Annotated in this window: 14 protein-coding genes; 9 read left to right on the plus strand and 5 right to left on the minus strand. The window is 28.8% G+C overall.

All coding sequences use genetic code 11. From position 1 onward, the window contains the following. Positions 1 to 191 precede the first annotated feature (191 nt). The 6 genes from Q0776_RS08475 to lipA all read left to right on the plus strand — a co-directional run bounded on the left by Q0776_RS08475 (position 192) and on the right by lipA (position 6642). Positions 192 to 2297 (plus strand): elongation factor G, encoded by a 2106-nt coding sequence (locus Q0776_RS08475; RefSeq protein WP_298367056.1) that lies wholly within the window; start codon positions 192 to 194, stop codon positions 2295 to 2297. Between the two features lie 353 nt (positions 2298 to 2650). Further along, a complete protein-coding gene (locus Q0776_RS08480) occupies positions 2651 to 2836 on the plus strand; it encodes a membrane or secreted protein (RefSeq protein WP_298367058.1) in 186 nt (61 codons plus the stop codon). Positions 2837 to 2839: 3 nt separating this feature from the next. Then, a complete protein-coding gene (locus Q0776_RS08485) occupies positions 2840 to 3949 on the plus strand; it encodes a glycosyltransferase (RefSeq protein ID WP_298367060.1) in 1110 nt (369 codons plus the stop codon). Further along, positions 3943 to 4503 (plus strand): sigma-70 family RNA polymerase sigma factor, encoded by a 561-nt coding sequence (locus Q0776_RS08490; protein WP_298367062.1) that lies wholly within the window; start codon positions 3943 to 3945, stop codon positions 4501 to 4503. The genes Q0776_RS08485 and Q0776_RS08490 overlap by 7 nt, the downstream gene beginning before the upstream one ends. Position 4504: 1 nt before the next feature. Next, positions 4505 to 5734, plus strand: a complete 1230-nt coding sequence (locus Q0776_RS08495; protein WP_298367065.1) for an Nramp family divalent metal transporter — start codon at positions 4505 to 4507, stop codon at positions 5732 to 5734. Between the two features lie 35 nt (positions 5735 to 5769). Further along, on the plus strand, positions 5770 to 6642 hold the full coding sequence (gene lipA / locus Q0776_RS08500; RefSeq protein WP_298367066.1) for a lipoyl synthase: 873 nt from the start codon (positions 5770 to 5772) through the stop codon (positions 6640 to 6642). Positions 6643 to 6793: 151 nt separating this feature from the next. On the opposite strand, the gene Q0776_RS08505 is transcribed toward lipA, so the two are convergent. Continuing rightward, positions 6794 to 7516, minus strand: a complete 723-nt coding sequence (locus tag Q0776_RS08505) for a hypothetical protein (protein ID WP_298367067.1) — start codon at positions 7514 to 7516, stop codon at positions 6794 to 6796. A 56-nt stretch (positions 7517 to 7572) separates the two neighbouring features. Continuing rightward, complete coding sequence (gene ung, locus Q0776_RS08510) at positions 7573 to 8238, minus strand: uracil-DNA glycosylase (protein WP_298367068.1); 666 nt, start codon at positions 8236 to 8238, stop codon at positions 7573 to 7575. A 57-nt stretch (positions 8239 to 8295) separates the two neighbouring features. Between ung and Q0776_RS08515 the strand changes: the two genes are divergently transcribed. Continuing rightward, positions 8296 to 10500: a DNA mismatch repair protein MutS gene (locus Q0776_RS08515; protein ID WP_298367070.1), complete on the plus strand. Its 2205-nt coding sequence runs from the start codon at positions 8296 to 8298 to the stop codon at positions 10498 to 10500. 280 nt (positions 10501 to 10780) lie between these two features. Beyond that, the gene (locus Q0776_RS08520) at positions 10781 to 12433 is read left to right on the plus strand and encodes a hypothetical protein (protein ID WP_298367072.1); all 1653 of its coding nucleotides are present in this window, start codon (positions 10781 to 10783) and stop codon (positions 12431 to 12433) included. Between the two features lie 79 nt (positions 12434 to 12512). On the opposite strand, the gene Q0776_RS08525 is transcribed toward Q0776_RS08520, so the two are convergent. The 3 genes from Q0776_RS08525 to Q0776_RS08535 all read right to left on the minus strand — a co-directional run bounded on the left by Q0776_RS08525 (position 12513) and on the right by Q0776_RS08535 (position 14788). Further along, on the minus strand, positions 12513 to 12743 hold the full coding sequence (locus Q0776_RS08525; RefSeq protein ID WP_298367074.1) for a hypothetical protein: 231 nt from the start codon (positions 12741 to 12743) through the stop codon (positions 12513 to 12515). Beyond that, positions 12730 to 14088 carry an MATE family efflux transporter gene (locus Q0776_RS08530; RefSeq protein ID WP_298367076.1) on the minus strand — a complete coding sequence of 453 codons (1359 nt, stop codon included), beginning with the start codon at positions 14086 to 14088 and terminating at the stop codon, positions 12730 to 12732. Before Q0776_RS08530 ends, Q0776_RS08525 begins: the two co-directional genes overlap by 14 nt. 85 nt (positions 14089 to 14173) lie before the next feature. Further along, entirely contained in the window at positions 14174 to 14788 is a 615-nt protein-coding gene (locus Q0776_RS08535; RefSeq protein ID WP_298367078.1) for a fumarylacetoacetate hydrolase family protein, read from the minus strand. Between the two features lie 145 nt (positions 14789 to 14933). Here Q0776_RS08535 and tpx point away from each other — a divergent pair, with 145 nt between their 5' ends. Next, complete coding sequence (gene tpx, locus Q0776_RS08540; RefSeq protein ID WP_298367080.1) at positions 14934 to 15431, plus strand: thiol peroxidase; 498 nt, start codon at positions 14934 to 14936, stop codon at positions 15429 to 15431. The last annotated feature ends 1 nt before the right edge of the window (position 15432 follow it).

A 15432-nucleotide genomic window follows, 5' to 3' on the forward strand; every position in this document is an offset into this window, starting at 1 on the left:
AACTTGTAAAATTGCTATCTAAAAAAATATAAGTTATCAAATTTTAAAAATTAAAAATTTCCTTATTTCAAACGTTTTCAATTAATAATTATCTACAAAAAAAGCACTTTTTAAAAACCCTAACATTCGTCATATTTTTAACAGAAAAAAATTGTAATTTTATAAGACTTTTACAAAAAAACAGTTACATTATGAAAATATACGATGATAAACACATTAAAAATGTTGCTTTTGTAGGCGCTAATAAAAGTGGTAAAACTACACTAGCAGAAACAATGCTTTTTGAAGCTGGATTAGTCAACCGCCGTGGTACCGTAGAAAACAAAAATACTGTTTCCGATTACCACGAAATTGAACATGAAAGAGAAACTTCCATTTTTGCCACTCCCCTTCATACAGAATGGCGCAACTACAAAATAAACATATTAGACACTCCAGGTTTAGACGATTTTATAGGTGAAATTGCATCTACAATGCGTGTTGCAGATTCAATTGTAACTGTGGTAAATTCACAACATGGCGTTGAAGTAGGGACCGAAATTATTTGGAACTATGTAGATCGTTTTTCTAAACCAACCTTATTTGTTATAAATCAAATTGACAATCCAAATGCCGATTTTGATGAAAGCTTCAATAGCATCGTAAATTTAATAGGTACAAATGCCGTTAAAATTCAATATCCACTTGTAGTTGATGGAGCGCAATGTATTATTGATGTATTAAAAATGAAAATGTACAAATTTGGTCCAGAAGGTGGTAAACCAGAAAAGTTTGAAATACCCGAAGATCAAAAAGATATTGCAAATGAACTACATAATGAATTAGTTGAAAAAGCCGCTGAAAATGATGAAGCCTTAATGGAACTTTATTTTGATAAAGGAACGTTAAATGAAGATGAAATGAGAGAAGGAATTAAAAAAGGAATGCTTAACCATGAATTATTTCCTGTTTTCTGTGTATCTGCTTTAAACGATATGGGAACTGGTAGATTAATGGGATTTATTGATAATGTAGCACCTTCTGCTGCTGATTTAAAACCTGAACAAAGTGTAGAAGGTAACACTATAGAATGTAAACCAGACGCTCCAACTTCACTTTTTATATTTAAAACCTTATACGAACCTAATTTAGGTCAAATTAGTTTTTTTAAAGTAAAATCAGGAGAAATAAAGCAAAACGATAAATTAGAAAATTCTAGAAACGAAGAAATTGAAATTATTAACCAACTTTATATAATGGATGGTAAAAACCGCGAACCGGTTGAAAAATTAAGCGCTGGTGATATTGGCGCAACATTAAAATTAAAATATACCGAAACCAATGACACCTTAAGAACAAAAGGTTCGGATATTACCATAAAACCAATCCAATTTCCGGCACCGAGAATTAGTAAAGCTGTAACTGCAGCAGATAAAAATGATGAGGAAAAATTAAATGACGCTTTAAAGAAAATTCATAGTCAAGATCCAACAGTAACAATTAAATATTCTAAGGAATTAAAACAACAAATTCTTTCTTGTCAAGGAGAACTTCATTTAGCTACTATTGATTGGACATTGAAAAAAATATATGGAATAACAGCCGTATTTGAACAACCTAAAATTGCTTATCGAGAAACCATTCAAAGATCTGCCACAACTAGCTACAAACATAAAAAACAATCTGGAGGTTCGGGACAATTTGGTGAAGTCCATATGAAAATAGAACCTTGGTATGAGGGAATGCCAGAACCAGAAGGATTCAATATTAGAGGAAAAGATGAGATTGAGTTAGATTGGGGAGGAAAACTCGTATTTTATAATTGCATTGTTGGTGGAGTAATTGATACTCGTTATTTACCTTCTGTATTAAAAGGTTGTTTAGAAGTTATGGAAGAAGGACCATTAACTGGATCCTATGCCCGAGATATTAGAGTAATGTTGTTTGACGGAAAAATGCATCCAGTAGATTCAAATGATATTTCCTTTAAAATTGCTGCTTCTCACGCTTTTAAAGCTGCATTTTTAAACGCAAAACCAAAATTATTAGAACCAATTCAGGAATTAACTGTAAAAGTTCCTGAAGAATTAATGGGTAATGTTATGACCGATTTACAATCTAGAAGGTCTATTATTTTAGGAATGGATAGCGATGGAAAATACCAATCTATAAAAGCGAAAACTCCATTAGCCGAAATGTATAAATATTCTACAACCTTAAGATCTATTACCCAAGGTAGAGGAAGTTTTAGTACAAAATTTTCAAATTTTGAATTAGTTCCAAATAATGTTCAAGAATCTTTAGTTAAAACAGAATAAAACCAATTTTATTTTTATTATTTAAACAAAAAAGACTCGTCATTTAACATGACGAGTCTTAATAGTTAGTAGTTAAAAGATTAATATATTTTATTAATTCAATCAATTTTAATAGTCTAATCGTTTACATGGTTTATTATCCAACGTAATTAAATAGTGTACTGGAATATCAATCTTTGTAACAAATGTAACATTATTTTCAACATACACAAATTATTTAAGCATTATCTTTATATTAAATTTAATTTTTTATGAAATTTATTGTATTATTAGTAACCGTAACAATTACATATATTAATAAAGAAATTTATTGATATTTCACTATCTTTGCAGCCAAATTACAACTACAACAAATGAAAATATTATTTTTAACTTTAGCGTTATTAGGATTAGGTGTAGCAGGAATTGCTATAAAATTATGGGCTAAAAAAGATGGCAAATTTGCAGGTACTTGTGCTAGTCAAAATCCACATTTAAATAAAGAAGGAGAACCTTGTGGTTTTTGTGGTAAAACCGCTGATGAATGTGAAAACAGATAATTAATGCTCGAATATTTGTTTATTACTTTTTTAGTAATTGTCTGTATTCAAAGTGTTTATTACTTATTAATTTTTGGGAGTTTTTCATTTTCTAAAAGTAAAAAAACAGAAATAAACTTCAATAAAGATGTTTCTGTGGTTATTTGCGCAAAAAACGAAGCTAAAAACTTAAAAAAAAACCTACCTTATTTTTTAAATCAAGAATATTCTAATTTTGAAATTATTCTAATAAATGATTGTTCTACAGATGACACATTAAGAGTTATGGAGCAATTTAAATTAACATCTTCAATACCAATCAAAATTGTTAACGTTGCCCCAAATGAACAATTTTGGGGAAGTAAAAAATATGCTTTAACACTTGGAATAAAAGCTGCTAGTTACGAGTTCTTATTGTTTTCTGACGCGGATTGTAAACCTATTTCTAGGCAATGGATACAGGAAATGACTAATTTATATATTAAGCCTACACAACTTGTTTTAGGTTATGGTAGTTATTCTAAAGTTAAAGGCTCTATATTAAATAAACTAATACGCTTTGAAACATTGTTAACGGCAATACAGTATTTTTCATATGCAAAAATTGGTTTACCTTATATGGGAGTTGGACGAAATTTATCATATACCAAATCACTTTTTTTTAAAAACAACGGTTTTGTAAACCACATGAATATAAAATCTGGTGATGATGATTTATTTATTAATGATGTAGCTACTAAAAATAATTGTGCTATTTGTTTTTCAGAAAATAGTTTTACTGAATCAGCACCAAAAACTACTTTTTCGAGCTGGATTCAACAAAAAAGAAGGCATATTTCTACATCAAATTTTTACAAACTAAAGCACAAACTTCTTTTAGGACTATTTTATCTTTCTCAATTATTATTTTGGTTTCTGTCAATTATTCTTGTGTTATTTTATCCAAAATTTACTTTTGTTATAGGATTAATTCTAATACGTTTCATCATAATTTACTTTTCCATTGGTTTTAGTGCAAAAAAGTTAAACGAAAAAGATTTAGTGCTATTTGCTCCATTTTTTGAATTATTTTTAATTCTCATTCAAATGTTTATCTTTATAAAAAATCTTATTTCAAAACCCAAACATTGGTAAATAAAAATATTGATATTGCTGATTTAATTGAAAAAGCTCGCAAAAAAAATGAAACAGCTTTTAACACACTATTAAACACTTATTGGAGTGATGTTTTTCGCTTTCAATTATCAAAATGCGATAATGAAGACGAAGCAGAGGATATTACCATTAAAACTTTTTCGAAAGCTTTTGACAAAATCCATTTGTATAACGATAGATATAATTTTAAAACTTGGCTTATTTCAATTTCTAAAAATATTTTTTTAGACCATATTAGAAAACGACGTACAGATACGGTATCAATAAATAAAAAAGAATCTGAAGCATATAAAATATTTGATGAAACTCCATCAGCCGAAGATCAATTAATAATTGAACAAAATCTAGCACAATTATTAAACTATATAAAACAATTAAAACCTCATTATCAAGAGATTATAAATCTTCGATATTTTAGAGAAATGAGTTATAAGGAAATGGCTGATTACCTTAATGAGCCAATGAGCAATATTAAAGTAAAACTAGTTAGAGCTAAAAAATTATTAGCGGCAATTATTGAAAAATCTTCTTAAATTGAATACTAAATATTTAAATTGGATTCATAAACTAGGTCCTGGTTTATTATTTGCTGGTGCCGCAATTGGTGTATCTCATTTAGTACAATCAACACGAGCTGGTGCCGATTTTGGTTTTGGATTAATTTGGGCTCTTGTTTTAATTCATATTATAAAATATCCGTTTTTTCAATTTGGACCTCGATACGCAACTGCAACAGGAGAAAGTTTGTTAGATGGCTACAAAAGGTTAGGTAAAGAAGTTCTTATTGCCTATTTTATTCTGAATTTAGCAACAATGTTTACAATACAAGCAGCAGTAACAATTGTAACTGCTGGTTTAGCAGCTAATTTGTTTGGAATAACTACCAATCCTGTTACTTGGAGTATTATAATTACAATTCTATGCTTTTTATTACTAGTTATTGGTAGATATAAGCTTCTAGATAATTTAATGAAAGGAATTATTATAGTACTTACAATAAGTACCATTGCATCTTTAATAATTGCTTTAAACAATAAACATTCTATTTTAACTTTAGTACAAATTTTACCCAAAGGCACCACTGAAATTACTTTTCTAATTGCATTTTTAGGTTGGATGCCAGCCCCACTCGATGTTTCAATTTGGCAATCGCTTTGGGCAATCGAAAAACAAAAGAACAAAGCTATTAAATTTAATACCAAACAATCTATATTTGATTTTAATATAGGGTTTATTGGTACATTAATTCTTGGTATTTGCTTTGTTTCTTTGGGTGCACTAGTAATGTTTAACACTAATAATACTTTTAGCAATAGCGCAGTAACTTTCTCCCAACAACTCATAAATTTATATACCACAAACCTTGGAAAAGGAATGTATATTTTTATTGCAGCTGCAGCATTTACTACAATGTTTAGTACTACCATTACAACTTTAGATGCGTCGCCAAGAGCAATGGCAAAAACTTTTGATTTGTTAACAAATAAACCTTTTAAAAATTTATATTGGTTTTGGATTAGTTTTTTAGCCCTTGGAACAATTATAATATTATCTTTTTTTATGTCGGAAATGGGACTCTTAATTAAAATTGCAACAATACTTTCTTTTTTAACAGCACCTTTCTTTGCAATTATAAATTACATCTTAGTATCGGGTAAACATATGCCTAAACAGTGGCGGCCTTCACTTAAAATGAAAATTCTAAGTTGGATTGGAATCTTTTTTTTAATTGCATTTAGTATTTGGTTTATTACAAGTTTATAAAATCTTTGTACTTTTGCAGTCAATTTTCAAAAGAAATGACAAAAGAAACAACTTCAATTCAAAATAAACAACAAAAACCCAAATGGTTACGAGTAAAATTACCTGTTGGTAAAAAATATACAGAACTTAGAGGTGTTGTTGATAAGTATAAATTAAATACTATTTGCACAAGTGGTAGCTGTCCAAATATGGGCGAATGTTGGACTGAGGGTACCGCAACATTTATGATTTTGGGGAATATTTGCACAAGATCTTGTGGTTTTTGTGGTGTAAAAACTGGAAGACCCGAAAATGTAGATTGGGAAGAGCCAGAAAAAGTTGCTCGATCAATTAAACTAATGAATATTAAACATGCTGTTATTACATCTGTCGATAGAGATGATATTAAAGATGGTGGCTCTATTATTTGGGCTGAAACTGTTAATGCTATTCGTAGAGCAAATCCAAATACAACATTAGAAACTTTAATTCCTGATTTTCAAGGAAACAAAACTAATATTGATAGAATATTGGATGTAGCTCCAGAGGTTATTTCGCACAATTTAGAAACTGTAAGACGATTAACTAGAGAGGTTCGTATACAAGCTAAATACGACCGTAGTTTAGAGGTTTTAAAGTATATGAAAGACCAAGGTCAGCGCAGAACAAAATCTGGTATTATGCTAGGATTAGGTGAAACAGAGCAAGAAGTGATTGAAACAATGAAAGATTTATCAAATGCTAAAGTTGATATTTTAACTATTGGACAATATTTACAACCAAGTAAAAAGCACCTACCAGTAAAAGAATTTATAACTCCTGAACAATTCGATAAATACAAACAATTGGGTCTGGAAATGGGATTTAGACATGTAGAAAGTAGTGCTTTGGTAAGATCATCTTATAAAGCACAAAAACATTTAGAATAAAAATAATCTAATTTAACTTTATATTAACAGTTAACATAATTTTTGGCACGACAATTGTATAGTCTTATTCGAACAAAAGTTTGGTTAGTTTTGTTTAAATATTGTTTAAGTTTAGATTTAGTAAAAAAAAGCGTTTGATTAACGCTTTTTTTTATTTTAATAATTTACCTTCTTCTAGTAAAATATCATACACATATCCATAACCAAAATCCTTATTCAAGGTAATATTACCCTTAAAAGTAACTGTATCTCCTACTTTTACAACTTCTGTTGTAGTTATAGTTAAACTACTTTTAGTTTCAAATTTAGATCCATCAACAATATGTACCCAATTCTTATCAAGAATTCCATTATTAACTTTAACAACTTTTCCCTTAACAAGTAGCTCTTTTCCTAGAAGTGATTCTTTATTCTCAAAGATATCTTTTAAAGAAGTTCCACCTGTTGGTGTCGCAATTTTAACGTCTAAAATTGGAGAATGCTCGTGTTTAGTATTTGAATGTGGATTTTGATTTTGTTTTTTCACTGCTTTTTCTGTTGCTCTTAAACCTTCAGCAAAAACAATACTTTCAAATGTTTTATTTAAATGCTTACTTTCAAAATCTTTCATTACCATTCCACCATCATAGTAATAAGTTTTTCCTATTTCCACTTCAGAATTTGGAATAGCCATCCAATAGCTTTCCCCATTTTCCATAACATTAACATAGGCATAACCACCACCGTCAACAAATTCATTTACAACAATTTTATGGGAACTAGATTTTAAAACTTCATTGGTCGATTCAATTTTAGAATAACTAGTTTTCTCTTTGCAACTAAACAAAAGTATTGCACTAAAAATAATTGCAAAAAATTTTATATTATTTTTCATTCTTTTTAATATTTCGATAAATGTAACAAATATTATTTTTAAAATAATGATATTAATCACCATTCAATTTTAGATAATCCATTTGCAGTTAAATAATCATTTACTTTACTAAAGTGCTTATTACCAAACCAATAACCTCTATTAGCACTTAAAGGAGAAGGATGACCAGCGGTTAAAATGCAATGTTTATTTGAATCTATCCTTAATCCTTTCTTTTTAGCATATCCGCCCCATAATAAAAACACCACATTTTCCTTTTCTTCTGAAATTTTAGAAATTACAACATCTGTAAACTTTTCCCATCCTTTTTTTTGATGGGAACCTGCATTATGAGCTCTAACTGTTAAGGTTGCATTTAAAAGAAGTACACCTTGTTTTGCCCAGCGTTCTAAATTTCCACTTTTTGGATAGGGAATATTTAAATCTGTTTCTATTTCTTTAAAAATATTTATTAATGAAGGTGGATGTTTTATACCTTCATTTACAGAAAAACATAAACCATGGGCTTGGTTTTTACCGTGATACGGATCCTGACCAATAATTACAACTTTTAAATTATTTAGGGAACATAAGTTAAATGCCTCAAATATTTTATTTCCAGGCGGAAAACATGTGTTAGTTGAATATTCTTCCTTTACAAACTTTGTAAGTTCCTGAAAATAACCCTTTTCAAACTCAAGTTTTAACAATTCACCCCAATCTTTATCTATTTCAACTTTCATTATTTGTATTCACCTTAAATTTATACTTTTGTCTAGCTTTCAAAAGTAGCATTTTTTATGAGTAATATTTCAGAAAAAACATTAATTGATTTAGAATTTTTTACCATTTTAAAATCGGTAAGTAATCTTTGCATCTCTGATTTAGGCAAAGAAGAAGCTTTAAAAATTAGACCAATTCAATCGAAAGAAAAACTCATTCCTCAATTAAAACTTGTAAACGAATATTTATCTTCTTTTGATAATGACAATAGGTTACCTAACCATTATTTTGATGATATTCAAAAAGAAATAAAGTTATTAAATATTGAAAATAGTTATTTAGAGCCTTCTTCATTTCTAAAAATTTTAAACAATTCGAATACGGTATTTGAAATTTTAAAATTTCTTAAAAAATTTAAAGATATTTATCCCGAGTTATTTAATTATTCTGAAACCATTGAATTTCAAAAACTTATTTCAGATAGTATCAAAAAAATAATTACCCCTTTTGCTGAAGTAGATGAGAATGCTTCTTCTTTATTAAAAAGTATAAGAAAGGAAATAAATTTGGTAAGAGCAAAAATTGGGTCAAGTTTTACAAAGGCTTTAAATCAATATGCAAGCTCGGGTTATTTAGATGAAATAAGAGAATCTGTGGTTGACAATCAGCGCGTATTAGCAGTGCAAGCAATGCATCGCCGAAAAGTTAAAGGAAGTCTTTTGGGAAGTTCTAAAACTGGAAGTATCGTGTATATTGCGCCTCAAGCAACATTGCAATATAGCCGAGAATTACAAAATTTATCTTATGAAGAACATCAAGAAATAGTTCGAATTTTAAAAGAATTATCTAATACAATTAGAGTTTTTGTTCCTGATTTAAAAGAATACCAAAACTTTTTAATTAAGCTTGATGTTATTGGTGCAAAAGCTATTTATGGAAAAAAATTGAATGCATGTTTACCTAAAATAACAGCTGAAAAAAAAATATTTTTACGTGATGCCTTCCACCCTATTTTATTGCTTAACAACAATGAAAAGAAGATAAAAACAGTTCCTCAAACATTAGAATTAAACAACAAACAGCAAATAATTGTAATATCAGGGCCAAACGCAGGAGGAAAAAGTATTACTTTAAAAACCATTGGCTTATTACAAGTTATGCTACAAAGTGGTATTTTAATCCCTGTACATGAGCGCTCAACCACCTATTTTTTCGATAAAGTTCTAACAGATATTGGAGATAATCAATCTATTGAAAATCAACTATCTACTTACAGTTATCGATTAAAAAATATGCGTAATTTTTTACGTCGTTGTAATGAAAATACTTTGTTTTTAATTGACGAATTTGGAACAGGTAGTGACCCCGAACTTGGAGGCGCATTGGCCGAAATATTTTTAGAAGAATTTCATTCAAAAGGCGCTTATGGTATTATTACAACCCATTATGCTAATTTAAAAGTTTTAGCTAACGAATTAGAAAATGTTGCTAATGCAAATATGCAATTTGATGAAAAAACGCTAGAACCATTATTTAGGCTATTTATTGGTCAGGCAGGAAGTTCATTTACTTTTGAAGTTGCTCAAAAAAATGGTATTCCATTTAGCTTAATTAATAAAGCTAAAAAACGTGTTGAAGGCGAAAAAATTAGATTAGATAAAACTATTTCTAAACTTCAAAAAGAGAGAAATAAGCTTCAAAAAACATCAGAAGGTTTAGAAAAAGAAAAAAGTAAGGCTGCAGAAAAATCGGATTCGTTAACAGAAAAGCAAGAGAAAATTCAAGAAAAACTTGAAAATTTTCAAACCTTATATGATAGCAATCAAAAAATGTTGGCTTACGGAAGAAAAATTAATGAGTTAGTAAATAAGTACCTTCAAAATAATAATAAAAAAGAATTAAATGTCGAATTTAATAAATGGGTTGCATCAGAAAAGACAAAACATTTGAAAAAAAATCCTCCAAAACCCAAAACTAAAGCACAAAAAAAACAAGTAAAAGTTGAAAAGAAAAAGGTTGAACAAAAACTAATTTCTACTGAAAAAGAAGTGTTGGTTGAAGTTGTTAAAGTTAGAAAGCAAAAGAAAACTGAAGCATTAAAAGCTGCACAACAAAAAGCCAATTATACCTTTAAAGTAAATGACAAAGTTAGAATAATTGACAGTAAAGCTTGTGGAACAATTGAAAAAATTGAAAAAAATAACGCTTTTATAAATTACGGTGTTTTCACAACAAAAACCACATTAACAAAATTAGAATTAGTTGAATCTGCGAAAAAGTAGAAAAAATTTCATAATCATATTAAATTTATTCTTAAATTTAATAAAGAAATCAACGTAAATATCTTAATTAATATTTATTCAAATTAAAACCCATTTTTAATTTGATATTATAATCCCAATACTTTAGTTTCTATTAAATCCAATATGGTTAAAAATGGGCTTACCATCCAAAGTCGTGTATGTGAAAGTGAAATTCGACATTAATCTATTGAGTAGCCGAGAAAAGAAGCCGAAAATCGAAAGAGTAAGCATTTTTCACTAACTATTTACTTCTTAGAAAATGAAAAAAAATCTAATATTAATAGTAGTTGCAATTTTAGTAAGCTTTACTAGTTTTTCACAAAATGTTTCTGGTGTTTACAATACAGATTATAAGCAAATGACACTAACCCAAATTGGAAATAAAGTTACAGGAACTTACGAAGGTGCAAATGGAAAGATACAAGCAATTTTAAATGGAAATAGACTTGTTGGAACTTGGAAAAATAGTGCTAGTAATAAAACGGGAAATTTTGAATTTATTTTTAACTCTAGCTTTTCATCTTTTACAGGCAAATATGGTTACAATAATAATGGACCTACCAAAAAGTGGAATGGGAAAAAAGTTAATTCAACTGCTTCAACCAATACTATAAAAACTTCTCCGGTTAAAATAATTAATATTGCTGGAGAATATGCTACGGATTATGGAAAAATGACACTAAATCAAAATGGAAATTTAGTTACTGGAAACTATGAAGGTGGTAATGGAACTTTAAAAGGAAATATTGAAGGAAACCGTTTTTTTGGTACTTGGAAAAACTCTTCTAATTCAAGAACTGGAAATTTTGAATTTATATTTAATTCTGATTTGTCGGCATTTACAGGTAAATATGGCTATAATACTGCTACTCCAACTAAAAAGTGGAACGGAAAAAAAGTTAATTCAACTGCTTCAACCAATACTATAAAAACTTCTCCGGTGAAAATAATTAATATTGCTGGAGAATACGCTACGGATTATGGAAAAATGATACTAAATCAAAATGGAAATTTAGTTTCTGGAAACTATGAAGGTGGTAATGGAACAATAAAAGGAAATATTGAAGGAAACCGTTTTTTTGGTACTTGGAAAAACTCTTCTAATTCAAGAACTGGAAGTTTTGAATTTATATTTAATTCTGATTTGTCAGCATTTACAGGTAAATATGGCTATAATACTGCTACTCCAACTAAAAAGTGGAACGGAAAAAAAGTTAAATCAACTGCTTCAACCAATACTATAAAAACTTCTCCGGTGAAAATAATTAATATTTCTGGAGAATATGCTACGGATTATGGAAAAATGACACTAAATCAAAATGGAAATTTAGTTTCTGGAAACTATGAAGGTGGTAATGGAACAATAAAAGGAAATATTGAAGGAAACCGTTTTTTTGGTACTTGGAAAAACTCTTCTAATTCAAGAACTGGAAGTTTTGAATTTATATTTAATTCTGATTTGTCAGCATTTACAGGTAAATATGGATATAATACTGCTACTCCAACTAAAAAGTGGAACGGAAAAAAAGTTAAATCTTTTGGAAATACTATAACAACAAATCCAATTCAAATTGATTTACCAATTAATATAATAGGAAGCTGGAGTTCAAATGGCAATCGAAACCATCGTGGAAGAGCCAATATATGGCAAGAAGGTAATAAATTTACGGTTATAGTTTCTTGGATTGATGAAGAACGAAATTTATGGAAAAGTTATAAAGGGGAAGGTAAATTTGAAGGCCGAGAAATGAATTTTAAAGTATATCCTGCAGTAACAAAAGGCTTAACAGTTGATCAGGGTTATGTGTACCATTGGAAAATTTCTTCCGATAATAACCAAATTACATGTTACTATACTAGATATGGAAAAAGAACTACTAATACAAATGTTTATTATAAACGAGTAGACTAATATTAAATAGTAGTACAAGTAAAAAAAATAAGTTATCCTCGTATTTTTTTTACGAGGATATTTTTTTACATAAAAAAATCTATTCCAATTCGTAATTTTTCATTTCATTATCATAAAATTCACTTGCTTCTTCAATTAAAGTAGCAACTTGAATTTCTAATTCATCTTGATCTTCACCAACAAAATCTTCTAGCCATTCAACTTCATCATCAACTAAGTTTATTATAAATCGTGGAAAATCTGTATGGATCACAAAAATATCGTTTGGACATTCCGTATTATCTCCCAATAAAAATTTAGGTAACTTCATTATTTTCTTTTATTAATTTATTTGTTAAAAAATTAAATCTAATAAACAACAATAACGCCGAAACGGTTAAAGCTGTTAAAAGTCCAATCCATATTCCAAATGTACCATATCCTGCTGTTCTACCCAAATAATAACACACTGGAAATCCTATTATCCAATACGCAACAAATGTTATAGCAGAAGGAATGTTAACATCTTGCAACCCTCTTAATCCACCTAATATCACAGCTTGTAATCCATCCGACAATTGAAATAATCCTGCAATAACTAACAAACTTGAGGCTATTTTTATTACCTCCAAATTATCGGTAAACACATAAGGTAAAACATCTTTAAAAACCATAAAACCAAACGTAAATACCGACATTAATATTAAAATTAAAAAGAAATTGGAAAAGGCTATTCTACGTAATTCAGTAAAATTCCTTAATCCTTTTTGATTTCCAACTCTAATTGTTGCTGCAACACCAATTCCTACGGCTACCATAAAAGTTGTTGATGCTAATTTTAAAGCAATTTGATTTGCCGCCTGAGGAAATGCTCCTAAAGTTCCAGCAAGTAAAACTGAAGCTGTAAACAAACCTACTTCAAATAACATTTGTAAGGCGGTGGGCAAACCAAGTTTTATAATTTTTTTGAAATATTCTTTCTTTATTTCTGAAAGTTTTAATCGCTTCATATAAATAGCAAATTTTTCTCTTTTAATTAGAACTATATATATAAAAAACACCATAACTGTTCTTGAAATAAGTGTCCCTAAGGCAGCTCCAACAAGCTCTAATCTTGGAAATATCCAAAATCCATAAATTAACATAAAGTTTAAACTTACGTTTACAACATTTGTTAAAATTGTTGCCCACATTGCATATTTTGTTTCAGACAAACCATCGGTAAATTGTTTAAAACCTTGAAAAACCATTAAAGGAATCATTGAAAAAGCAACAATTTCATAATATGGAATTGCCAAAACAACAACTTCTTCTGGTTGATCTAAATGATATAAAATGGGTTTTAAAAAAATCAATACAACAAACATTGAAACCCCTAAAATTGAAGTTAAAATTATTCCATGCTGAAATATACTCCTACCCTTTTCTTTATTCTTTTCCCCATCAGATTCTGCTATTAATGGAGTTATAGCAAAGGAAAAACCTAGGCCTACAGATAAAGTAATAAAAAACAGACTATTTCCTAAAGAAGTAGCAGCTAATTCAACGGCTCCTAAGCGCCCAACCATTATATCATCAATTAACCCCACCAATAAGTGTCCCAAAGACCCCATCATTATTGGCGTTGCTAATTTTAGATTATTTTTAAACTCGGATGTATAATTTTTTAGATTCAAATGGTAATTTTCTAGTGCGCGAAGGTACTCTATTTTAATCTTATTTTCTTAATTTAAATACTATTTGAAATTTATGATTTATTTATTAAATCATTTTAAAATCTAATAATAATTCGCCTTCAATAGATGCTTGTAATTGATCTCCTTTAAATATTTCGCCCGCGCCTTTTGCAGGAGTTCCAGTAAAAATTAAATCACCTGGCTCTAAGGTCATATATTTTGAGGTAAAAGCAATAATTTCTGCAAAGTTATATATCATATAAGCCGTATTTCCAACTTGTAATTGTTTCCCATTAATTTTTAAATCGAAATTAATATTTGTTACGTCACAAAAATTTGAAATTGGTTTAAAAGAAGAAACCGGCGCAGCACCATCAAACCCTTTTGCTAAATCCCACGGACCTTTTGTTTCTCTAGAACTGGTTAAGACATCTTTTGCTGTATAATCAATACCCACTCCAATTTCCGAAATATAGGAAACTGCTTCTGCTTCAGATATATTCTTTCCTTGTTTTCCAATTTTTATAACCAATTCAACTTCATAAATAAGTTCATTAGTAAAAGTTGGGTATAAAACGTCTTTATTATTTGTTACTAAGCTAGATTCTGGTTTTGAGAAAATTAATTGATTACCACTTTTATTAAAGTCTTTTTCCTCTATATTATTAACGTAATTTTTTCCTATTCCAAGTATTTTCATGGTTATTTTTATTTGGTTAATTATTTTAATTTAAAAAATCAAAAATACAAAAGAACCGTTATAATTTTATTAAAAAACTTCAAATTAATTCGGTTTGTATAGTTTTTAATTTAACTTTGATATTTAAACCTAAAAAATAATAAAAATGGCTAAAATAACACTAAAAGGAAACCCTTTTAAAACATCAGGAAAATTACCAAAAATTGGAAAAAAGGCTCCAAAATTTTCATTGATTAAAGCAGATTTATCTAAAGCAAAACTAAAAGATTTTAAAGGATCCAAATTAGTTTTAAATATATTTCCAAGTATTGATACTGGAACCTGTGCAGCATCAGTTCGAAAATTTAATGAAGAAGCGGCAAAATTAGAAAACACTAAAGTTTTATGTATTTCAAGAGATTTACCATTTGCGCAAGCTCGTTTTTGTGGTGCAGAAGGATTAGAAAATGTTATTACATTATCCGATTTTGCAAAAGGTAAATTTGGAAAAGCTTATGGTTTAACTATTGAAAATGGGCCTTTAGCAAATTTACATTCTAGAGCAATTGTTATTATTGATGAAGACGGTAAAGTAACTTATACAGAACAAGTTCCTGAAATTGTTGACGAACCAAATTATGATGCAGCTATAAAAGCGCTTTAAT

This window comes from uncultured Lutibacter sp., from assembly GCF_947495725.1.
Taxonomy (GTDB): Bacteria; Bacteroidota; Bacteroidia; order Flavobacteriales; family Flavobacteriaceae; genus Lutibacter.